This is a genomic window from Glutamicibacter sp. B1, from assembly GCF_039602135.1.
Classification (GTDB): Bacteria; Actinomycetota; Actinomycetes; order Actinomycetales; family Micrococcaceae; genus Glutamicibacter; species Glutamicibacter ectropisis.
In genome coordinates this window covers 644,768-665,653 of sequence record NZ_CP125942.1, presented here as the reverse complement: position 1 = coordinate 665,653, position 20,886 = coordinate 644,768, and the positions used below count along the sequence as shown (strand labels likewise).

Here is a 20,886-nt window from a genome sequence, read left to right as displayed (position 1 = left end):
CCGTTTACCACGGCGAAGGTTCGTAGTCCTTCAGGAAGCACCCGTAGAGGTCAATGCCTCGCTCCCCATCAACAATCGGCTGGTAGACCCTCGCGGCCCCATCGATCAGATCCAAGGGTGCGTGCCAACCTTCGGCCACCATCCGCACCTTCGAATCGTGTGGACGTTCATCGGTGATCCACCCGGTATCCACCGCGGTCATCAAGATGCGGTCCGTGCTGAGCATTTCTTGCGCACTGGTTCGGGTGAGCATATTCAGCGAGGCCTTAGCCATGTTGGTGTGTGGGTGGCCCGAGCCCTTATAGCGTCGGGAGAACTGGCCCTCCATCGCAGAGACATTCACGATGTACTTGCGCCGCGCCTCGCTCGCAGCCAACGCTGGGCGCAGTCGTGATGCCAAGAGGAAGGGCGCGGTGACATTACACAACTGCACTTCCAGCATTTCTAGGGCGTCAACATCTCCGAGGATCTGGGTCCACGAGTTTTCGGTGACCACGTCCGGGACTAAACCGCCGGCGTCGATGGCGGTGCCTTCGCTGATTCGTGCCAGAGAGGCCGAGCCGGCTTTCATGGCAAGTTCGGCCAACTGCTGTGCATCGTACGTGCCTGCCGAGACAGGGGCCAGGAGCGCGGAGTCATCCAGCCGGAAGGCACTGGCCAAAGCTTTGGGGTGCTCAGCTGGTGGATTAGCTTCACCCCACAGCTCTGGGCCACCATTTTCGGCGAGTAGTCCTGGGGCCAGGGGTTGCTGTTCTGATTCGATCAGGTGCTGGTAGGAGTTGGTGGTTCGGCGTACGGTCTGTGCAGCATTGTTGATCAGGATATCCAGTGGTCCTTCGGCGGCCACGCGGTCGGCTAAGGAAATCACCTGGGCTGGGTCGCGCAGGTCAATTCCGACAATGCGCAGTCGATGCAGCCATTGGTCGCTATCCTCGATGGCGGCAAAGCGTCGTGCGGCGTCCTTGGGGAAGCGGGTGGTGATGGTGGTGTGTGCTCCATCGCGTAAGAGTCGCAGGGCAATGTGCATACCAATTTTTGCGCGTCCACCGGTCAGTAGTGCGCGCTTGCCGCTTAGGTCTGCGCGGGCGTCGCGTCGTTCCCGTCCGGCTGCTGCACAGTCAGGGCAGAGGTAGTGGTGGAAGGCATCCACGGTGGTGTAGCGCTGTTTACAGATGTAGCAGCCACGGGGTTTGCGGAACTCCCCTGCGCTGGCTCCTTGAGTTGGTGTGCTCAGGTCAAGGCCCAGGGTTTCATCATCCAGGCGTTGCGGTGATCCGGTGGCGGTGCTTTCAATGAGCGCACGGTCAGCGGCACTGATCTCGGCACGCTTCTGCGACTTGCGGTAGCGCTTGGCTGCTTTGAACATATTGCTGGTGGCACGACGTACGGCGATATGGCGTTCGTCGGTGGAATCCAGTTGGTGCACCACCGAGAGTACTTTTAGTGCGGTCGCTAGTTCCGCATCGGTAAATAGTTCGGTGGGTTCAGCCGCTTCGGGGCGGGGAGTTTGCTCAGTCATCTCCCCACCAATTTTACGGCCTCGCAGGTTTGCTTTGAGGCCTGCTTATAGGTGGTGAGCTATTTGCCCTGGGCTAGGTCGGCCAGGGTGGCAATCAGCAAGCGACGCTCAACCACCTTGATGCGCTCATGCAGGCTCTCTTCGGTGTCATCCTCTTCAATGACTACCGCTTCTTGGCGCAGGATGGGGCCGGTGTCCACTCCGGTGTCGGCGATGTGTACGGTGCATCCAGTGACCTTCACGCCATAGGCCAGCGCATCGCGCACGCCATGGGCTCCGGGGAAGGAAGGCAAGAGGGCCGGATGGGTGTTGATGTAGGTGCCATCAAAGGCGTTGATGAACTCTTCACCGACAATGCGCATGAAGCCCGAGGAAACAACGTAATCAGGTTGGTAGGACAGGCACTTTTCGGTCAGTGCGTGGTTCCAGTCCTTGCGGTCCTCATAGTCTTTGAAATTGACCACGAAGGTTTCGATTCCGGCTTGGGCCGAACGTTCCACACCATAGGTTCCGTGTTTGTCGGCGCCCACAGCTGCGATGTCGACGTTGGCTAGGTCACCGGCCTGTACTGCGTCGATGACTGCCTGAAGATTTGAACCGGTACCTGAAACCAAAACCACAATGCGCATGAACTTAATTCTACGGTTCATGACCACCAGTTATTGATTCGGCCCAAGATTATTGCTTCTTCTAGTCGCAAACTAGCAAGGCTCACTTCCAGGGTGGAAGATGGGCTTATGAGCGAAATTGTGCCAGATCAGAAGAATTGGACCTTCGTCTTGGAGTCCATCTGCCCCGAATGCCAGTACGACGTGCGTACGGTGAGCGTGAGTGATGTCATCGAGCAACTACCCGATGCCATCCAGCGTTATGAAGCAGCTCTTGCCGGGCCTAAGGTGCGCGTACGTACCAACCCTGCACGGTGGAGCGTTCAGGAGTATGTCACGCATGTGGCGCACATGCTGGTGGTGATGAATCACCGACTAGATCTGATGCTTGAACAGGATGACCCGACCTTCCCCAACTGGGATCAGGATCAGGCAGCCAACGAGGGCAACTACAACGCCCTGGACACTGATGAGGTGATCCGTCAGCTGCACCAGGCGTCAACCGGATATACCGACAAGTTGGGCAGCATCGATGAAGCTTCCTACTCGCGGCGCGGGCTTCGTTCCAATGGTGCGGCGTTTACCATAGAAACTTTGAACCAGTATGCCTGGCATGACGTGGTGCATCATCTCTGGGATTTAGAGTCCGTGGACGCCTAGCCTTCGAGCACTGGGTCAGTTTCAAATAGTGGCGCGATCAGGTAACCAATTGCGGTACCCACACCCACCTGCAAGACCAGTGCGCCCGCGGTGAGCCACATATTTGGTCCGATATCTACCAAGCGGCCAATGGCCAAGGAGCCCGAGGACAGCCAGGATCCGATCAGGCTCAGGGCTCCGGCCACAATGCCAGTGAACAGTGACAGGCACGCGGTGGAAAGACCCAAAGACAGCATGTTGAACGGGATGCGGCGCGCGAACCAATCTTCCAGGTGGTTCTCTCCGCCACGCAGGAAGTACCATCCGGCCATGATGCCAGCAACCACCGGCAAGAGCAGGAACAACCATTGATGGGCCATCTCGCCGGTTGGCAGGGAGGCGAGCATCGGGATGGATGGCAACGGGCCAACCGTGGTTTCCAAGGTCGACAGGGTACTGCCGGTGCCCAGGGTGAATCCGCCACCGCTGATCCAGGACAGCACCCAGAAGACCGAGTTAGGGATCAGGGACAACTGCACCAGGGTCAGTGCGGCAGAGCCGATGGGCCCAGGACGTAGTTCCTGGTAAACGTTGGCGACTTCGGTCCAGTGCAGGGCCAAGTTCACGGTCAGCAGCAGGCCACTGATCCCCACGGCGGCAACATAGCCGAGGAAACCTGCGACGACCACGTGCCAGACATAGGATCCTGCCCACCGACGGTGCGGGGAAATCCGCTGAATATAGGCGGCAATGTCCACCCCGAACAGCCGGGCCCAGGACCCCGCCTCACGACGTGCACCGATAATCAGTCCTACGGCCGCAATGATCAAGGGGATGAAGGTCGCGGCGAACACGTTGACTCGCCCATAGCTGTTATTGGATAGTGAACCCACGGCAGCGCCAATGGCCCCATAGGCCATGAAGGCCCCGAGTAGCCCCTGCCACAGTTGGTCAGTGTAGGAGGCGCGGGCGATGCGTCGACCTGCGCGCAGGCTGAAGGCAAAAGGCAAAAGGGATAGCCCCAGTGGGATGAGTGTGAGCCATCCAGAGACGGACCCCGGATCAGCTTCCGGCCCCAGATTGAGCACCTCGATGGGAACTCCGTGAATCAGTAGCCACACAAATCCAGCGAACTGCAAGATGACGTTGAAGGAATCCTCCAGGAACCCGCCACTGAAGTACACAGCGACCAAGGGCAGCATGATCAGGGCCAGGCAAAACACGACAGATTGCAGGATTTCGAATACACCCTGCAACGCCAGGGGCATTGGCCAACCGTTGCGCAGACGCAACATCACGGCCTTCATGGGTTTCTTTTCGCGACTCATCACTTTCAATGTTGCCACCAAACGCCCTGCCCTGCGCCCTTCGACGCGCAACCTTGGGCTGGGCGCTTGCTCAGAGCTGGCGCTCTAGTAGCTCTTTGGTGCTGGCGTCTGTGATTCGTTGCTAAAGCTTGCTGCCAAAGCCTCTGTGGCACGGGCCAATAAGGCTACATCTGCGCCGACTCCCACGAAGTCCGCTCCGGCGTCCATGTATTTGCGGGCGGTGTCGTGATCAAAAGCATTCACGCCAGCGTATTTGCCCGCTGCCTTCGCCGCCTTAATGGACTTGAGCACGGCGTCCACCACATCGGGGTGGTTCTGCTGGCCGATGACACCCATCGAGGCTGCCAGGTCAGAAGGTCCAATAAAAATGCCGTCCAGGCCATCGGTGTCGAGAATTTCTTGAACATTCTCCACCGCTTCCGCAGCTTCAATTTGCACCATCACGGTGATGGTTTCATCGGCGCGGGTCAGATACTCCGGAATACGATTCCAGCGTGCCGAGCGGGCCAGGGCTGAGCCCACACCGCGCACACCCTTGGGTGGATACTGGCACGCTGCCACGGCTGCGGCGGCCTGTTGTGCATCGTTGACCATCGGGATGATCAACGACTGCACGCCCAGATCCAAGAACTGTTTGATGATGACCGGGTCATTAACTGCCGGACGCACCACGGGCACTACCGGATAGCTGCGCACCGCTTGGAGTTGGGCCAAGATGTTTTGCAGATCATTCGGGGAGTGCTCGGCGTCGATGAAGACCCAGTCAAACCCGGCGCCAGCGCAAATCTCGGCGATGAGTGGCGAAGCGGAGCACACCCAAATTCCGGCCAGTGAATGATCGGCTGCTTTGAGTGCATCCTTGAGTGACGGATCAGGTTCTACTCGAAATGACATGTCACCGTTCCCAACGCTCCGTAATCAGCAAAGACCGTGTCATTCGCGTCCACCCACATAGGACGGGTGAAGGAACCGGCGAGGATCAGTTCGCCGGCCTTGAGCTTGTCCCCGTGGGCGGCAATCTTATTGGCTAACCAGTACACGCCGGCGGCGGGATGGTTCAGCACGCCGGCAGCCACGCCGGTTTCTTCTACGGTCTGATTCTTGAACAGGATGCCCGAGACCCAACGCAGGTCTACCGCGTCTGGCTTGACCGGGTTCCCGCCGATGACCATAGCGCCCATGGCAGCGTTGTCGCTGATCGTGTCAACGATGGTGCGCCCTTCCATCTCGACACGGGCGTCAAGGATTTCAAGGGCTGGGATCACGTATTCGGTGGCTTCCAAGACGTCAAAGATATTGGCGCGAGGGCCTTCAATATCCTTATTGAGTTTGAAGGCCAACTCCATTTCCACGCGGGCACCGGTGAACTCAGAGAAGTTGAAGGTGGCCCCGGAGTCATGAACCATGTCATCAAAAATGATTCCGTAGTCAGGTTCGGTGATTCCGGTGGCCATCTGCATCGCGCGGGAGGTGAGCCCGATCTTGCGCCCTACGAGCACTCGTCCGGCCGCCTCGGAGCGCTGACGCCAGAGGTTTTGCACGCGATAGGAATCTTCGACGGTCATCTGCGGGTAGCGTGCGGTCAGGCGCGGTACTGGCGTACGCGTTTGGCCGGCCTGGACCAGCTCATCGGCAATAGCCGTGATTGTTTCCTCGGATAGCATCGGCGCTACACCTTTCACTTCAGTCAAAACCAAGGCGAGCCCCACCGACCTAGTCGATGAGTTGGCTCACGTTTCTTGATCGTACCGAGCTTCGGTGCGCATGGCACATCGTACTAACATTTCTGGCCCGTTTTAGTTGTTGGACGCTTTCACATTGGCCAGCAGTGCTTCGAAGGGAAGTGAGGTCATCTCATCATTGGGATCCGCGAACTCACTGACCGAAGGAGCAATTGAACGGGTGTCACCCAAATCGGTATCGGCATCGAGTCGCCCGTTGGTGGCGCCAAGGGACAAGAGGACTTCACCCGCAACTCGGCGCGTTCGTTCGGCCAGAGTTCCTGCGATGCCTTGCCCACCAAAGTCCTCTGAGGCAGCAAAGACCGTGGTTGGCATGATGGTGGCGCGCAGGTAACTGAATATTGGACGCATGGCGTAATCGATCGCTAGCTGGTGGCGCTGCGTTCCTGCTGTTGCGGCGAGCACGACCGGTTTTCCATTCAGTGATTTCGGATCAAGGATGTCAAGGAATGATTTGAACAGCCCAGAGATTGAGGCTGTGAATACTGGGGTGACTGCGACCAGTACATCCGCCGCGGTCACCGTATCGATCACTCGTTGCAGTTTGGGAGCTGCAAACCCGGTGAGCATGTTGTTGGTAATTTCGCTGGCGTACTCACGAAGTTCAATGTTGCTCACGTCAGCTTGCACGCCTGCCGAAGTCAGTTTTTCTGCAATGCTGTCGCCAATTTGTCGGCCTAGCAAAGAGGAGCTGGACGGTGTGCCTAGGCCACCGCTGATGATGACCACAGACTTGCTCATTGTTGTTACCTTCCACGATTTATATGCGTATGCATGTAACAACACAAGGTCTGCGCACTCTATTCCCGCTACGCTATTTTCACTACTGTGACGATCGTAAAGATATTGATACACTCGATTCATGAGCACCCAGAAGCCACAGACCGAAAACCAGCGCGACATCGAAGAAGGCGTACGCACCGACTTCAGAAACACCATGTCCTACGGCAGTTACCTGGATCTGGATCGCGTACTATCCGCGCAACACCCGGTGAGCGTGCCTGAGCACCACGACGAAATGCTGTTCATCATCCAGCACCAGACCAGCGAACTGTGGCTCAAGCTCATGCTCCATGAACTCGTGGAAGCTCGCCGACTCTTGGGCGTGGATGAGATTGGTAAAGCCCTGAAATGCTTGGCCCGCGTGAAGCACATCCAGAAAACCCTGACCGAGCAATGGTCAGTTCTCGCCACCTTGACCCCGCGAGAGTACGCACAATTCCGAGGCTTCCTCGGCTCATCCTCCGGGTTCCAGTCCTTCCAATACCGCGCCATTGAATTCATCCTTGGCAACAAACATCCAGGCATGCTCAAGGTTCACGAAGCTGACCCCAAAGCCCATGAACTACTGACCAACTTGCTGAATGAGCCAGGTCTTTATGACGTCTTCTTAGCTGCCTTGGCCCGTCATGGATATCAGATCCCTGAGGAAGTCCTGTCTCGAGACGTCACCAAGCCATGGAGTTTCCAAGAAGCACTGGTTCCAGTGTTCAAGGAAATCTACGAATCCGAAGAAACCAAGTGGAGCCTTTACCAAGCCTGCGAAGACTTGGTTGACGTAGAAGATAACTTCCAAGCCTGGCGCTTCCGCCACCTACGCGTTGTTCAGCGCACCATTGGTTTCAAACGCGGCACCGGTGGCTCTTCAGGCGTTGACTTCCTCAAGCGCGCCTTGGACTTAACGTTCTTCCCCGAACTCTTTGCGGTGCGCACCGAAATTGGTAACTAACACTAAAATTTCTGCCTTTAGCCTCGATGATTTTGAGGCTCGAACCGGTAGCGCCACGTCCATCATCCGCACCATTACTGGTCTCTACCTTCGACACCAATCAGCGTCGGTCCCCCGCACGCAGGTGGTGGAGCTGGCTACCGCGGCGGGGGTACCTGCTACAACAGCACAGACCGCCATTTCACGGTTGATCGATAAGCAGGTGTTAGACAGCGATTCGCCGTCTACCTTGTGTGTGCCATCGCCGGCCCAGGCAATGTTTGAACGCGGAAGTCGCAGAATTTTCACTCCACGACAAATGTCTCAGGCGAGCCAATGGTGTTTGGTGGCTTATTCCCTACCCGAAGCGCTACGCCCATTACGACACCAGATCCGCAAACATTTCCAACAGCTCGGCGGTGGCCTAGTCGCTGCCGGACTGTGGATTTTTCCTGAGTACCTGCATGAAGAAGTTGAAGCAGTGTTAGTGGCCTTACAAGCTCGCGCGCAAGCCACAATCTTCACCGTACAAGAGCCGCACTTCCCAACCACCGCTAAAGAAGCGGCTTCCCAGTGGTGGGATCTGGATCATTTGAATTCATTGCACCGGCAGTTTCTGGAGGCCACCGCGGATCTCGCTGAGGATCAGACGCAGCCCGCTGAAGCCTACCGTGGTTATGTCAGCATGATTGATGCGTGGCGGGCCCTGCCCTACCTTGATCCAGGATTGCCTGAATCGATGTTGCCAGATTCGTGGTCTGGCCGACAGAGCAGGGACCGGTTCTTGGCGTTGTCGCAGGTTTTTAAGGATCCAGCCCAGCAATTCGTTACTTCAGTGCTAGGCTCCTAAAGCCAAATCGGCTCATCCTCCCCGTAAGGCGGCGGGGCAGAAGCGAAATCAAGGCCCTGCCCCTCGCAGATGAATGGTGATTGCGCGTAGTTCAACGTTCCATAGGAGCTGTCCATCTGGCCCATGCGCGGAGCATCGAGATTTTCTGTGGGCAGGGCAGGCGTCCCAAAATCAAAGAGTGCTTGCGCTGTTCGAGCCAAAGAAAATCGAACGCTGCCAACTGCCTGACGTTCTGCGCGGGCCCGGACCATTGCGATGATGGCCGCGGCCAGCCCGTACCCGGTAGCATGATCCAATGCTTGCACGGGTAGGGCTCCGGGCACGCCGTCCTCGGTGCCATAGGCATCAGCGATTCCGCAGGCAGCTTGAACGATGCTGTCGAATCCCCGCCGGTTGGCCCACGGTCCGGTATACCCCCAGGCATCGAGCTCGGCAATGATGAGGTTTGGATATTTCTCGCTAAGGCTTTGTCGACCAAGACCAAATGAGCTCAACGCTCCGTGGCGATATCCGATGATCACAACGTCAGCCTGTTCCAGCAAGCCCGTCATGCGCTGAGCGTCAGTGGCAGAGGAGAAATCGAGTAAGGCGCTGCGTTTACCGAACCCGGTATCGATGTGTTGTTCTCGTAGCTCGGGCAATTGTGGAGCATCTATCCGCAGTACTTGAGCACCAAATGCCGCAAGTGTTTTTGTCGCGGTAGGGCCGGCAATAACGCGTGTTAAGTCCAGAACCCGTAATCCTTCTAATGCACGGGGGGCTCGTGGATTGAAGTTCCATACGCGCCCTTCGCCCGGGGCGCGCAGCGAGAACTGTGCCCATTCACCGCGCTGCGCAGCTTGGCCGGCCTCTGATTGAAGCCATTGCTCCCGAGTCTGTACTGCAGTGGCAATACCGCCGGCGTCCACGATAATTTCTTGGGCTTGAACCACTGTGTACTGCTTCAGCTCCTTTGCGAGATCGGCGCCCGGTGTGGTACCTGTCGCCTGCAATAGTGCGCGTTCATGATGCGGATAGTTTGCGTGAGTCCTGATCCAACCGTCACTGGTGCGATAAAAGCCTGAGTGCTCAGCGAATCCTGCGGACTTTTCACCGTTGATCTCAAGAAGACTCGACGAATTGAACGCGGCTGCGACCTGACTAGAATCGATCTCCACATCGATACTGCCGTCACTGAGCTCGTGAAGTGCGGTAGCTACGAGACCTACCGAGCCCAACGCAAGTTGCTCAACAGCCAATGGGCCACCCCACCATGACTGCGGGCCTCGAATGCGCGGAGCCTGAGAAAGTTCCAACACTCCAGATTGTGTAAAACCGGTGCCGAGAGTTCTTTTCACTATTTCGTTAGCGGATTCAGCGATTCCCATGGAACTACACTACTGCGCGGAATTGCTCCCTATATATAGGTACGTTAAATGCAATTAGATCCGTAGTGCGCCAGGTGGCACGCTACGGATCTAATTAGCTAACGATGCGAAATTAGTTCGCTGGAACGTTCAGGGTCTGTCCAACCATGATCAGGTCTGGGTTGGTCAGCTGATCGTCGTTCAGTACGAACAGGCCGCGCCAGTCGTCAACACCGAGCTGGTCAGCAATCTTGGCCAGGGTGTCGCCGGACTTGACGGTGTAGTTCTTGCCCGAATCCTTGACGTCAATGTTGAAGGTGGTTGCCTGCGTAGTCGAGGCTGCACGCTTGCCCGAGGTGCTTGGAGCAACCTGCTTGGTGGACTTCACCGAGTTGTTGGTTGAAGTCTTGGTGCTGGTGGAAGCCTTTGGAGTAGCCTGCTGAGTCTGGGTGCTTTTCTTGGCCGAGGTGGTCGACTTGGTCGAGGTAGTCGACTTGCTCTGGGTGGTCGACTTCTGAGTGGTCGACTTGGTCTGGGTGCTCGACGAGGAGTCGCTCGAGGAGCTGCCGGTTGGGGTACCGCTGATGCCTAGCTTTGCGGTACATGCTGGCCATGCGCCCCAGCCCTGGGAAGCCTGAACCTTGGTTGCGATACGGATCTGCTCAGCCTTCGAAGCCTGGTTTGGCATGCCGGAACCGCCGAATGCCTTCCAAGTCGACAGCGAGAACTGCAGGCCACCGTAGTAGCCGTTACCGGTGTTGATGGACCAGTTTCCGCCGGACTCACACTGAGCCAGCTTGTCCCAGGTGCTCGCAGCGTTAGCTGGTGCGGTCGTGGCAACGATTGCGCCACCGGCTACTGCTACAGCTGCCAGCGATGCTCCGCCGCGACGGATCAATTTTTTAGTCTTCTGCTGGATCATGATTCTCCAGTGCTCTTCCCGCGCTCAGGTCTTCCGAGACCATCTTCGTGCACCGCTCAGCGTCGCATTTCGACGTTGTATGAAGCACTGCCCTGGTGAGCGGTTTGGAAGTCCCGGCAGTACCTGTTTCCCCAATAACACAGCGAGTGTTATCGAAACGTTATAAAGACACTAACCCAGACCCCTACCCTCTTGGCAAGTCAGGAAACGTCCAGATTCCGCGTAATTACAGGTCACGATCTTCGGAAAAAATTAGATTCTAACGGGATTTGAGCCCTTAAACTCCTTGTGAACCGCCAAGAATGTTACAAAACGGAACTGGATATCAAACAAGTTTCTGTGATATAGCTTTCAATCTGCTGAAGGGGCCTTAAAAGCTGCAGATTCGTCGTCCACAACATCACGTTCGGCGCTGCAGATCTCAGCCATTTTCACTCAGTATTTACACTTTTCAGTGCAGTGAGCGAACGCAGTTTTTCTTCGCTCCCCAACACCATCAGCGAGAAACCGGATCATCACGGACGCCGAAGACACGGCGCAAAACTAAAATACCTAGTCACTGAAGTGGCATTTAGGTAATGTGATGTGCGAAACCGGATCATCACAATGCCGAATTCAATGGCCAGACAGGGGAACCCGATGCCAATTCAAGAGAGATTCACCAAAGAACGCATGCAAGAATCTCTAACTTGCTTCCCCCGCGCGCTGCGTGAATTTTTCAGAAGTGGTGGCCTAGACGTTGCTGCGTCGCTTTCATACTTCATGGTCTTGGCCATGTTCCCGGGACTTCTGGCCTTGATTTCGTTACTTTCGTTGGCCGGGGCCAGCGAAAGCGGCACCGATTGGATCATGGAGATCCTTAGACAGGGTCTAGCACCTAATGGTCAGCCCAATGGTGACTCACAACAGCTGCTAGACACCGCCGAGCAATTACTTGACGGACTGGCCTCGCAAGCCAGTGGAACTTTCTGGGCAATACTCATTGGTTCTCTCGGCGCCCTGTGGAGTACTTCTGGCTATGTCACAGCCTTTGGCCGAAGTTTGAACCGACTCTACGGAGTGCCCGAGGGGCGCCCGCAATGGAAACGTCGCCCTCAGATGTTCCTGATCACCGTGCTGATCATGCTGGTTGCGGTGGTCACGCTTGTCCTTCTAGTAGCCTCCGGTTCCGTGGCCCGCGGTATCGGTAACGTGTTCGGTCTAGGCGATAGCTTCGTGCTCATGTTGAACATCGCAAAGCCACCCATCATGCTGGCGATGATCCTGCTCGTGCTCGCACTGCTGTACTACTTCACGCCGAACGTTAAACGCTCACGATTCCGCTGGTTCTCGGCCGGGACGTGGACTGCATTGGTCATCTTGGGACTGTCACTGATTGGCTTTGCCATTTACCTCTCGCAGTTCGCCAGCTACTCCGCCACCTACGGAACTATCGGTGGCGTGATCATTCTGGTCCTGGCCTGCTGGATCAGTAATATCGCACTGCTGCTCGGGGCACTGGTGGACATCGAGTTCATTCGACTACGTCAATTGCGCACAGGCCTGCCCGCGGCTGAAGAGGTCCTGCTCCCGCTGCGTGATGACTCCTTGGTTGCCAAACAGGAACTGGCCACTTACAAAGATCTTGTTCAAGCGCAAGATATCCGTATCGCGCACGGAGGCGACCCACTTCAAGACATGGAGATTGATCCGCCGCACCGTACCAAACGCAAGATGAAACTCCTGCCCATCGGAGTAGCGGCAACTGCCGCCTGGGTCATTTCCCGGGCGACGATGAGTAGCTCGCCACGCAAAGAGGCAAAAGACGGATCAGAACAGCGTCAGTAAGCTGTTGGCAGCCCACCACAGGGCGCCGGCGCCTAGAAGGATGATCACCAAAAGCCACAGGCCAGCAAAGGTATGCGTCGATCGGGCGATCAAATAAGCATCGGATTGCCCGATGTCCCGACGGCGCCAGGTATGCACTGAAATCAGCTTCACGTAGTCGCGTATTCCCGCGATGAGCAAGAAACCTGCGATGAGTAGTGCGAGATAAAGGTAGGCAGCTGCTGGTGCGAAAAAGACCACGGCGAGCGCAAAGAAGGCACTAACCGTGCACACCACAAAGGCTGGCCAATTGCGGACGAAGATCAGTGCGAGCAAAAAGAGGATCGCGTAGATCCCTAGGGCTTGACCGGCGTATCCAATAGAAATGGCCCACAGCATCAACGCTGAGACCCATGATGGCGCCGGATATCCGAATATCCCCGAAATGATCACCGACAGTTTTCCACGCCCACGGCTCACTACTTCGCCAGAGTGATCCCAACCCAATCGAAGCCCGGTAACAAATCTGCCGGTAAATAGCGCCGAGACGATGTGCCCAAGTTCGTGTACCAATGTTGAGTACAGTCCGGTAATTCGCCATGCCGGCGCAGGAATGACCATCGCCAACACCACGGCAGTAATAATCACCCACTGCCACGCGTTCAGGTCAACAATGACTGGTTGCGCCAGGCGATGCCAAGCTTCAGCAATATCAAAGTTCATTCAAGCTCCTCATTCACGCACCGCTACTGCCTATTCTTACAAGGACTGCCCCATCGCGTCTGCCACGGCTCAACCCTTCACCCACGTTCTAGGAAACATCACAGGTGCACGGCATAGTCTGCATAGCGAGATACTGTGCAAAATATTTGGAGGATCTTCATGTCTCGCTTAGCTTCAACTGCATTAGCCGCCACTGGATTGGCTGGTGGTTACGCTACCGGTCGAGCTACCAAGAAACGCCCGCTTGCGGCTGTGGTGCTTGGTGCTGCTGGTGTTGGCTCTTTCCTGATCTGGAAGAAAGACGCAGGTACCGGCAAGGCCGTCGCACTCATTAGCGCCTATGTCGGTGGCTTCGGCGCCTCCCACCCACTGGCCAAGAAGATCGGTGCTTGGCCAGCAGTCAACAGTGTCACCGCCGGTGTTGCCCTGTTGTCGCTGATCATCGGTGGATCAAAGAAGTCGAAGGGTGATCTGTCCTAAGGATCTCTCGCTATTCAATAACGTTAGTGACGATGCAGAACAATGATTCTGTCGGGGTCCGGTGCTACGTTGACTAGGTAGATATCAGTCAGCGAAAGGCACCGGCCCCCGTGTTCTTTTTAGAGGATCAGTTCATCTTTTCCGCCAGCGACCTTGCTGTGTCTGTCGACTGCAACTATCAGTCGCTGTTCCTCTTGGACGTCAAACTTGGCCGCCGTCCGGCCACCGAAAAAACCCGCGACGAAATGCTCGAACGCACCGCAGTCTTAGGGGATGTTCATGAGCACAATGTCTTAGAGCAGCTCATCGAAACTTATGGCGATTACGATCCGATTGCGGGCACCGGTGTTAAGCAGTTTCATGACCGTCCGACAATGACGCCTGAAGGCCTTCGCGAAGCACACGAGCAAACGATGCACGTCTTGCGTAGTGGTGCTGACGTTATTTTCCAGGCCACTTTCTTCGATGGGTCGTTCATCGGTTTTGCTGACTTCCTCGTTCGCCAGTCAGATGGTTCGTGGGCTGTCTGGGATACCAAGCTAGCCCGGCATGCTCGCGTGAGCGCCCTGCTGCAGGTGGCCGCCTACGCAGATCAGATGATCACAGAGGGTATCAGCGTCTCCAGTAAAACTACTCTCGTGCTCGGCGACGGCACGCACTCGGTGCATCGGGTGGATGAGGTACTGCCGGTGTTCCGGGCTCAGCGCGCACGATTCTTGACGATGATTCAGAATCATCGCGATTCTTCACAGCCAGTGGCTTGGGATTCAGATCAGCTTCGACTCTGTGGCCGTTGCGATTACTGCTCCGAGCAAGTTCAAGCAACCAGAGATGTTTTGCTCGTCGCAGGAATGTCGATGGTGCAGCGCGAAAAGCTGCGCAAACGCCAGATCTTTACCATTGACCAATTAGCTGCGTTGAAGGCCGCACCCGAAACTTCTCTGGCCCGTTTTATCGACCAAGCCCAAATGCAATTGGGGTTGGGACGTAAAGACGGAGAAGTGCAGGGGGTAAGTTACCGGGTCAAGTCCAGTCAAACGATTTCTCATCTTCCTGCCCCTGATGCAGGCGATATTTTCTTTGATTTTGAAGGCGACCCGTTATACCAAGAAAGCACTGATGGGTCATGGGGACTGGAGTACCTCTTCGGAGTTATTGAATATGACACTCAAGAACCAGTGTTCAAGCCTTTCTGGGCGCACAGCCGGGCAGAGGAGCGCCAAGCGTTCTTAGATTTCATCGCTTATGTGCAGCAACGGCGTGAGCGCTTCCCCAATATGAAGATTTACCACTACGCAGCCTATGAAAAGAGCGCTTTGCGCAAGCTCTCTCAGGTGCATATTGCCGGTGAAGAAATCATTGATAGCTGGTTGCGGGAAAACTTGCTAGTGGATCTATACGAGACCGTACGCAATTCACTAGTAGTCTCCACTCGCTCCTACTCGATCAAAAAACTTGAACCCCTATATATGGGGCAACATCTTCGAGGTGGCGACGTCACCGATGCCGGCGCCTCTGTCGTGGCGTATGCCCAGTACATGCAGGCCCGGGATGCTCACGACACCGCCACAGCTAATGAAGTCTTGGCTTCGATTGCCGATTACAACGAATACGATTGCCTCTCCACCCTTCGCTTGCGTGATTGGCTGCTGTCATTAGAGGAACATCATCCTCAGACTCTTCCTGCCATGCCATTGGCCGAAGATACCAAAGAAGCATATGAGCCCAGCGCCGAAGAGCTGCGTTTGCAGGACTACCTCGCGATTCTTCCACAGGGTCAGGCACTGAGTGATGATGACCGCGCCATTGCCATGGTCGCTGCAGCGACCGGCTACAACCGCCGTGAGAAGAAACAGTTTTGGTGGGAGCACTTCGATCGTCTCTCGGCACCAGTAGATGATTGGAGCGATGTCCGGGGCGTTTTCATTGTTGACGGTGCCGAAGTGCTTGAGGATTGGCACAAACCCACCGAACGAGCCCGGACCTTTACTAGGGTGACCAGGCTCAACGGTACTCTGGCCGAAGGTTCGTTGCTCTCCCCCGGCGCCTCCGTCTTTGCCATGTTCGCTGCCCCTTTGCCTGAAGGCATGGAAGTGGACGAATCACTGCGAGGCGGTGCGTTTAACACGACTGTCGTGGAACTTGGCGAGGGGTGGATTACCGTTGCTGAAAAATCCAGTGCCAAAATCCCTCCCTACGGTTCGATGCCCATGGCGTTGACCCCGGATAAGCCTTTGATGACCAAGAGCATCGATGACGCGTTGTTGGAGATCGCCCAAAAGGTCGGTTCTACGGTTCCTGTGCTGCCGAAGCAGCCGGGGATCGATATTCTGCGCCGCATCTCACCACGATTCACAACGTTGCCGGCCCCAGCGCAGCCAGAGGTCGTCAACGGCCAACCGCAGACCTACCAAGCGGTCGTTGAGTCCCTGAAGGATCTTGATCAGTCCTATCTTGCCGTCCAAGGCCCTCCCGGCACGGGCAAAACCTTCGTGGCCTCGCACGTGATCCGTGAACTGATCAATGATGGATGGAAAATCGGTGTCGTGGCTCAATCCCACGCAGTGGTTGAAAATGTACTGCGCAAGGCTATCCAAGCCGGCGTCGACCCATCAGTAGTTGCTAAGGAAGTTAAGCACAAGGATCCAGTACCTTGGACCGAAACGTCTAAGGATTCCATAACAAACGTCCTGAACTCGGCTGAAGGCGCGTTGATTGGTGGGACGGCCTGGACCCTGACCGGTTCTAAGGTCCCTGCGCAGAGCCTGGACCTGTTGGTGATTGACGAGGCCGGACAGTTCCTCTTTGGCCAATACCTTGGCGGTATCTCGTGCTGCCCGCAACCTGTTGTTGCTCGGTGATCCGCAACAGTTGCCACAGGTTACCCAGGGTTCTCATCCGCAGCCTGTTGATGAATCAGCCTTGGGGTGGCTTTCAGCCGGAGAACCCGTGCTGCCCTCACAACTTGGGTATTTTTTGGCGGCATCATGGCGCATGCACCCAGAGCTGTGCGCCAAGGTGTCTGCCTTGAGCTATGACCATCAGCTGTTTTCGGCGCCGGCTGCCGGGGAGCGAGTCCTTGATGGAACACCCGCAGGAGTGAGCACGAGCTTCGTTGAGCACCGAGGGAACACCGTCAGTTCGGTTGAGGAAGCCGAAGCAATCGCGCAACTTGTCCGTGAACATCTTGGCATGTTGTGGACTCCCGGTCCCGGTAAGACAGCTCGCGGGTTAGAAGCCACTGACATCTTAGTCGTCGCGGCCTATAACGCCCAAGTCAATCTGGTTCGTGAGGTCCTGGCCTCGCAGGGGTTGGACGCGGTCAAGGTTGGAACCGTCGACAAATTCCAAGGCCAAGAAGCCCCAGTGGTTTTGATGACCATGGCCTGCTCCAGCGCCGATGATGCCTCCCGCGGCATCGAGTTCCTCTTGAATCGAAACCGCATCAACGTTGCCATCTCCCGCGGACAGTGGAAGGCCATCATCGTGCGCAGCGAGCGGCTCACAGATTATTTGCCGTCCTCCCCGCGGGGACTGTCAGAATTGGGCGCGTTTATGGCGTTATAGTCGGGCGGGCTGTCGGTCCGGTCATTTTCTGGCCGGATCGATAACCTTTTCAACGTCGAAGAACGCGCCTAAGACTGGGCGGTCACCTTTTTCTTCCTTGGCGAATTGCAGTCCGTCAACGTTGATACGCATTTGACGTTGATACTCTGGGCGTTGCTGCATCCAGGCTTCAGTGGTGCCATCCACACCGTAGAAGTATCTAAATCCTTGGCTTTTCAGGTACTCGTAGCGCGGACCCGAATAAGCGCTGGTATGGGCGATGTCGGCGCCAAAAGGATATATGTATTGATCGGTCGCGCCGACGATCGGTTCAACCTCTTTTTCCCAAAGTTTGGTATCACGCTTCAGGCGCCCCATGCTCACCGAATCGGTTTGGATATGACCCCACGAGTGCGAGGCAAAGACCCAACCGGTGTCTTTCATGGCCGTTGCAATCGCTGTAGCTTTTTCCTGATCCTGCTTGATGTTCCTATCATCCGGGTACTGACTTTCCGAAGTGCGGTAGCCAAATTCACCGTTATAACCAGTCATCGCCACCAACCCACGTGCGCCACGATAAGTGAAATCCGGGTGCTCGCTGATGAAGTCATCAACCATCGTGGTCACGTCGTAAGCGCCGATGTGTTTTTTGCCGTCGGCATCAACATACTCGTTGCGGACCTTGCCGTTGTCGTCGAGCACCAGTTTGCTGGCGAAACCGTCGCCGTCCATATATTCGTAGTAACTGAGATCATCCACGGATAAGACGAGAGGCTTTTTGCCCTTGGGGAGCATGATCTTTCGATACTCCATCTGCTTCTTATCGTTCAGACCGGCAAAATCTTCTGGGTTAACCAGCACATAGTCTTTGGCGTAGAGCGATGAAAGAATCGCCGCAAATTCCTTCTGGGTCACCATGTAGTCTTCGTACCCGGCAGAGCGGCTGTCCTTATCGAAGGCACGATCGGTGTCCACGATCAGTGAGTGGAAAAACAGGTGCGGAATCTTATCCGGTTCGGCCCATGCTGTTGTGTGCTCTTTTTCGTCTTCCAGTCCGCCAACCATTGACGACAATTCTGTGTTGCTATCCTCTTTCGCAAGTTTTATCGCAGCATCGTAGTCATAGCCATCAGCAAGCCTATTAATTTCGGCTTTAACGCTGTCGACTCGTTCTTGCTCCTGCTGTGCTTGTGCGTCTTGGGAAGACTCGGTGCTCGGGTTTTCGGTTGGAGTTTGAGTGCTACACGCTGCCAGGGCCATAACCAGGCCAACAGCTACTACTAATCGCAAGGGCTTCATTGATCGCCACCTCAGGGCCTTCTGCTTTGGCTCATCGCCAGCAGAAAACAGGTTGTCCTCTTCTTATTTCGACCCTACACAGAATGAGGTTTTGACAACACCCCAGCACGCCGATTCTCCGAGAAGACTCGGGAATCACGGGACTATGCGAAAAACTCACACTTAGCGTTGAGTCCGATGATCTAGAATTGCTTAGTTAGGCGACCTAAAGATCAAGGAAGTACATGCAGCCCTCGCACCGCGCGAATAGTTTGTGGCTACAGGCTCAACAGTTCAAAGGATCGGCAGCATTTCGTCTTCTGACGGCCCAGCCCTGGGCAGTTGCCTTCATTCGAGCCGAGTTCACCGCAGATCGCTCCCGCGTCGCGCTGGAACTATTCCATGCCTCGTTAGATTCATTCTTAAAGCAGGCACGTAAAAGCGACGAACAGATTCCCCAGTCCTACTCTGCCCAAGATTTTGCGGAGAGCTGGGTGAAACAAGGCATTCTGGCCCGTCCGCTCATCGATGGCCGCTTCGTTTATGAGCCAAGTGCGCAGACTCTGCGCACCTTGCGTTTCCTCGCTGATTTTTCCACCGATGACTCCCACTTGAACTCTTCGCGCTTGAACACGCTGCTTTCATCCTTGGAGTCGTTGGTACACGAAACTGACCCTGATCCTGAAGCACGAATCAGGGCTTTGGAATCTCAGATCGCCCAACGCCAGGCTCAGATTGAACAGCTTCGTAGTGGGGATGACCCTGCGGTGCTTTCACGCACTACGGCCTTGTCTGCCACCCGTTCGCTCTTGGATCTTGCTTCGAGTCTGCCAGCAGATTTCCGTCGCATGCGAGATGGCGTTCAGGATATGTTGCATTCGCTGCGTGAAGGCATCCTTGATGCTTCCACAGCGAAGGGTGTGGCTGTGGGCCAGGTCCTCGAAGCTGACCGCCAGCTGCGTTCAACGGCCGAAGGTGAAACCTTTAGCGGGTTTACCGAGTTCCTTAATTCTCCCGAGGCCCAGCAGCGTTTCCGCTCGGCGTTGGCTGAAGTTCTCGAACGCGACTTTGTTGATGATCTTGATGCCACCGAGCGTCAGATCCTGACAAATCTGTTGCGTGAGCTTAGACGTCAGGCTGCTGAAGTTCACGCATCGTACGGCAAGCTTTCCGAATCTTTGCACGCTTTTGTTCAGTCAGAGGATTACAAACAAGCCGAGCTTCTACGACAGGCTGTCCGCGAAGCCGAACTGGCCATCAGCAAGTCATCAGCGCTCAAACCGCGTACTGGACTGACCCCCATGGATTTGTACACCCCGCAGCTGATGACCCTTTCCGGTTTGGGGATCTACGATCCTTCCGAACATGTGGCGCCTCCCCCACTGGCTCAGGCACCTGAATACAGTGAAGCGGACATCGTTCGTAACCCAACAACGCCACAAGCCAATATGGCGTTATTGCGGGAATCAATCACTACACAGCTGAAAAATTCATCAACCGCGGCAGTAGGCATGGATGAAGTATTTGCTGCCCTAGATGATGAGCACCGACATTTGAATACCATCCGTGCCCTCGTTGAGATAGGCCGCACCAACGGTGAGTCCCTCAACGACGCCGAATTGATCAACATTGAATTCCAACAGCTTGATGGTTCGATGAGAACCGCGATCTTGCCCGCCCTGAGCTTTACGAAGGAGCCGCTATGACCACGAGCGATGCCTACGCAGCACCCATCGCAGAACCGTTGTTCGAAGGTGATACCGGAAAATACTCCCTGCCTTTGCGCCAGTTGCTGGTCCGTCTTCTGCGCGGACCGTACCTGGATGGCTCGCTCGACGCTGCCGCATGGCAACTCTTGCTTGATCAGCAACAGAGCATCAGTGATTACTTCTCAGAGATTTTCTTGGCATTGACCCTGGACATGGATCGCAAAATTGCGATGCTCGCCCCAGTACAAATTGAACAAGTACATACTGCACCGATTGCTCCTCGTCGCCCGCTTAAGCGCGATGAAACCCTGTTGGCTCTACGCCTGCGACTGTTGTTGGAACAACAGTCAGGCAGTGGGAATGATGCCGTCATTTCACGCTCCGCCATGCATGAAATCTTGTCCGAACACCGTCAGGCCAGCGACCGTGATGACAAGCGTTTTGCTGAATCTTGTGAGGCCGGTATCGCTCGTTTGCAGTCGCTGCGACTACTGACCAGCACCGAACTGGAGAACGAATTCCGGATCTCCCCAGCACTCGCGATGGCCCTACCACTGAAAAATATTGCGGACATCCCGCGCTACATCGCAGCGATTGATGCCAACGAACCGGCTTTTAACCTGTCGGCCGACGAGAACGATGAACTTACAGAACAAACACCCGAGTTGGTGCAGGAGTAACC

19 protein-coding genes are annotated in these 20,886 nt (G+C 55.8%); 9 read left to right on the top strand and 10 right to left on the bottom strand.

All coding sequences use genetic code 11. The annotated features are described in order from the left end of the window. Window positions 1-4: 4 nt before the first annotated feature. Together QMQ05_RS03125 and purN are read right to left on the bottom strand one after the other, a co-directional pair. Window positions 5-1,519, bottom strand: a complete 1,515-nt coding sequence (locus QMQ05_RS03125) for an SDR family NAD(P)-dependent oxidoreductase (protein WP_345472924.1) — start codon at window positions 1,517-1,519, stop codon at window positions 5-7. A gap of 59 nt (window positions 1,520-1,578) precedes the next feature. After that, window positions 1,579-2,148 carry a phosphoribosylglycinamide formyltransferase gene (gene purN / locus QMQ05_RS03120; protein ID WP_345472923.1) on the bottom strand — a complete coding sequence of 190 codons (570 nt, stop codon included), beginning with the start codon at window positions 2,146-2,148 and terminating at the stop codon, window positions 1,579-1,581. 108 nt (window positions 2,149-2,256) lie between these two features. On the opposite strand from purN, the gene QMQ05_RS03115 reads away from it, so the two are divergent. Beyond that, on the top strand, window positions 2,257-2,787 hold the full coding sequence (locus tag QMQ05_RS03115) for a DinB family protein (protein ID WP_345472921.1): 531 nt from the start codon (window positions 2,257-2,259) through the stop codon (window positions 2,785-2,787). Here QMQ05_RS03115 and QMQ05_RS03110 read toward each other — a convergent pair. The 4 genes from QMQ05_RS03110 to QMQ05_RS03095 form a co-directional block, all read right to left on the bottom strand. After that, the gene (locus QMQ05_RS03110; RefSeq protein WP_345472919.1) at window positions 2,784-4,112 is read right to left on the bottom strand and encodes a cell division protein PerM; all 1,329 of its coding nucleotides are present in this window, start codon (window positions 4,110-4,112) and stop codon (window positions 2,784-2,786) included. The two genes, QMQ05_RS03115 and QMQ05_RS03110, sit on opposite strands and share 4 nt — an antisense overlap. A gap of 66 nt (window positions 4,113-4,178) precedes the next feature. Then, window positions 4,179-4,988, bottom strand: a complete 810-nt coding sequence (locus tag QMQ05_RS03105; protein ID WP_345472916.1) for an aldolase/citrate lyase family protein — start codon at window positions 4,986-4,988, stop codon at window positions 4,179-4,181. Continuing rightward, on the bottom strand, window positions 4,973-5,758 hold the full coding sequence (gene hpaH / locus QMQ05_RS03100; protein ID WP_334122328.1) for a 2-oxo-hept-4-ene-1,7-dioate hydratase: 786 nt from the start codon (window positions 5,756-5,758) through the stop codon (window positions 4,973-4,975). The genes QMQ05_RS03105 and hpaH overlap by 16 nt, the downstream gene beginning before the upstream one ends. A 132-nt stretch (window positions 5,759-5,890) precedes the next feature. After that, entirely contained in the window at window positions 5,891-6,577 is a 687-nt protein-coding gene (locus QMQ05_RS03095; protein ID WP_345472913.1) for a CE1759 family FMN reductase, read from the bottom strand. Between the two features lie 121 nt (window positions 6,578-6,698). Here QMQ05_RS03095 and kynA point away from each other — a divergent pair, with 121 nt between their 5' ends. Beyond that, a complete protein-coding gene (kynA, locus tag QMQ05_RS03090) occupies window positions 6,699-7,565 on the top strand; it encodes a tryptophan 2,3-dioxygenase (protein WP_345472911.1) in 867 nt (288 codons plus the stop codon). Continuing rightward, window positions 7,555-8,394, top strand: a complete 840-nt coding sequence (locus tag QMQ05_RS03085; RefSeq protein ID WP_345472910.1) for a PaaX family transcriptional regulator — start codon at window positions 7,555-7,557, stop codon at window positions 8,392-8,394. The genes kynA and QMQ05_RS03085 overlap by 11 nt, the downstream gene beginning before the upstream one ends. Here the strand turns inward: QMQ05_RS03085 and QMQ05_RS03080 are convergent. Together QMQ05_RS03080 and QMQ05_RS03075 are read right to left on the bottom strand one after the other, a co-directional pair. Continuing rightward, window positions 8,391-9,761 (bottom strand): CoA transferase, encoded by a 1,371-nt coding sequence (locus QMQ05_RS03080; protein WP_345472909.1) that lies wholly within the window; start codon window positions 9,759-9,761, stop codon window positions 8,391-8,393. The two genes, QMQ05_RS03085 and QMQ05_RS03080, sit on opposite strands and share 4 nt — an antisense overlap. A 112-nt stretch (window positions 9,762-9,873) precedes the next feature. After that, window positions 9,874-10,662: a transglycosylase family protein gene (locus QMQ05_RS03075; RefSeq protein ID WP_345472908.1), complete on the bottom strand. Its 789-nt coding sequence runs from the start codon at window positions 10,660-10,662 to the stop codon at window positions 9,874-9,876. Window positions 10,663-11,301: 639 nt separating this feature from the next. Between QMQ05_RS03075 and QMQ05_RS03070 the strand changes: the two genes are divergently transcribed. Further along, complete coding sequence (locus QMQ05_RS03070) at window positions 11,302-12,489, top strand: YihY/virulence factor BrkB family protein (protein ID WP_345472906.1); 1,188 nt, start codon at window positions 11,302-11,304, stop codon at window positions 12,487-12,489. Here the strand turns inward: QMQ05_RS03070 and QMQ05_RS03065 are convergent. Further along, the gene (locus tag QMQ05_RS03065) at window positions 12,472-13,191 is read right to left on the bottom strand and encodes a M50 family metallopeptidase (protein WP_345472904.1); all 720 of its coding nucleotides are present in this window, start codon (window positions 13,189-13,191) and stop codon (window positions 12,472-12,474) included. The genes QMQ05_RS03070 and QMQ05_RS03065 overlap by 18 nt on opposite strands. 159 nt (window positions 13,192-13,350) lie before the next feature. On the opposite strand from QMQ05_RS03065, the gene QMQ05_RS03060 reads away from it, so the two are divergent. From QMQ05_RS03060 to QMQ05_RS03050, 3 genes are all read left to right on the top strand, one after another. Next, window positions 13,351-13,671, top strand: coding sequence for a hypothetical protein (locus tag QMQ05_RS03060; protein WP_345472902.1), 321 nt, complete (start codon window positions 13,351-13,353; stop codon window positions 13,669-13,671). 110 nt (window positions 13,672-13,781) lie between these two features. Beyond that, window positions 13,782-16,532, top strand: coding sequence for a TM0106 family RecB-like putative nuclease (locus QMQ05_RS03055; RefSeq protein WP_345472900.1), 2,751 nt, complete (start codon window positions 13,782-13,784; stop codon window positions 16,530-16,532). Beyond that, the gene (locus tag QMQ05_RS03050) at window positions 16,489-17,238 is read left to right on the top strand and encodes a DEAD/DEAH box helicase (RefSeq protein WP_345472898.1); all 750 of its coding nucleotides are present in this window, start codon (window positions 16,489-16,491) and stop codon (window positions 17,236-17,238) included. The genes QMQ05_RS03055 and QMQ05_RS03050 overlap by 44 nt, the downstream gene beginning before the upstream one ends. A gap of 21 nt (window positions 17,239-17,259) precedes the next feature. Here the strand turns inward: QMQ05_RS03050 and QMQ05_RS03045 are convergent, their stop codons facing one another. Next, complete coding sequence (locus QMQ05_RS03045; RefSeq protein WP_345472896.1) at window positions 17,260-18,516, bottom strand: polysaccharide deacetylase; 1,257 nt, start codon at window positions 18,514-18,516, stop codon at window positions 17,260-17,262. A 224-nt stretch (window positions 18,517-18,740) separates the two neighbouring features. On the opposite strand from QMQ05_RS03045, the gene QMQ05_RS03040 reads away from it, so the two are divergent. Together QMQ05_RS03040 and QMQ05_RS03035 are read left to right on the top strand one after the other, a co-directional pair. Then, window positions 18,741-20,201 carry a DUF3375 domain-containing protein gene (locus tag QMQ05_RS03040; RefSeq protein WP_345472894.1) on the top strand — a complete coding sequence of 487 codons (1,461 nt, stop codon included), beginning with the start codon at window positions 18,741-18,743 and terminating at the stop codon, window positions 20,199-20,201. Beyond that, window positions 20,198-20,884, top strand: coding sequence for a DUF4194 domain-containing protein (locus QMQ05_RS03035; protein ID WP_345472893.1), 687 nt, complete (start codon window positions 20,198-20,200; stop codon window positions 20,882-20,884). The genes QMQ05_RS03040 and QMQ05_RS03035 overlap by 4 nt, the downstream gene beginning before the upstream one ends. Window positions 20,885-20,886: the final 2 nt, after the last annotated feature.

Bases quoted from the DNA above. Each gene is read 5' to 3' on its own strand.
- QMQ05_RS03125 (WP_345472924.1), bottom strand. From the start codon at position 1,519: ATGACTGAGCAAACTCCCCGCCCCGAAGCGGCTGAACCCACCGAACTA.
- purN (WP_345472923.1), bottom strand. From the start codon at position 2,148: ATGCGCATTGTGGTTTTGGTTTCAGGTACCGGTTCAAATCTTCAGGCA.
- QMQ05_RS03115 (WP_345472921.1), top strand. From the start codon at position 2,257: ATGAGCGAAATTGTGCCAGATCAGAAGAATTGGACCTTCGTCTTGGAG.
- QMQ05_RS03105 (WP_345472916.1), bottom strand. From the start codon at position 4,988: ATGTCATTTCGAGTAGAACCTGATCCGTCACTCAAGGATGCACTCAAA.
- hpaH (WP_334122328.1), bottom strand. From the start codon at position 5,758: ATGCTATCCGAGGAAACAATCACGGCTATTGCCGATGAGCTGGTCCAG.
- QMQ05_RS03095 (WP_345472913.1), bottom strand. From the start codon at position 6,577: ATGAGCAAGTCTGTGGTCATCATCAGCGGTGGCCTAGGCACACCGTCC.
- kynA (WP_345472911.1), top strand. From the start codon at position 6,699: ATGAGCACCCAGAAGCCACAGACCGAAAACCAGCGCGACATCGAAGAA.
- QMQ05_RS03080 (WP_345472909.1), bottom strand. From the start codon at position 9,761: ATGGGAATCGCTGAATCCGCTAACGAAATAGTGAAAAGAACTCTCGGC.
- QMQ05_RS03075 (WP_345472908.1), bottom strand. From the start codon at position 10,662: ATGATCCAGCAGAAGACTAAAAAATTGATCCGTCGCGGCGGAGCATCG.
- QMQ05_RS03070 (WP_345472906.1), top strand. From the start codon at position 11,302: ATGCCAATTCAAGAGAGATTCACCAAAGAACGCATGCAAGAATCTCTA.
- QMQ05_RS03065 (WP_345472904.1), bottom strand. From the start codon at position 13,191: ATGAACTTTGATATTGCTGAAGCTTGGCATCGCCTGGCGCAACCAGTC.
- QMQ05_RS03060 (WP_345472902.1), top strand. From the start codon at position 13,351: ATGTCTCGCTTAGCTTCAACTGCATTAGCCGCCACTGGATTGGCTGGT.
- QMQ05_RS03045 (WP_345472896.1), bottom strand. From the start codon at position 18,516: ATGAAGCCCTTGCGATTAGTAGTAGCTGTTGGCCTGGTTATGGCCCTG.
- QMQ05_RS03040 (WP_345472894.1), top strand. From the start codon at position 18,741: ATGCAGCCCTCGCACCGCGCGAATAGTTTGTGGCTACAGGCTCAACAG.
- QMQ05_RS03035 (WP_345472893.1), top strand. From the start codon at position 20,198: ATGACCACGAGCGATGCCTACGCAGCACCCATCGCAGAACCGTTGTTC.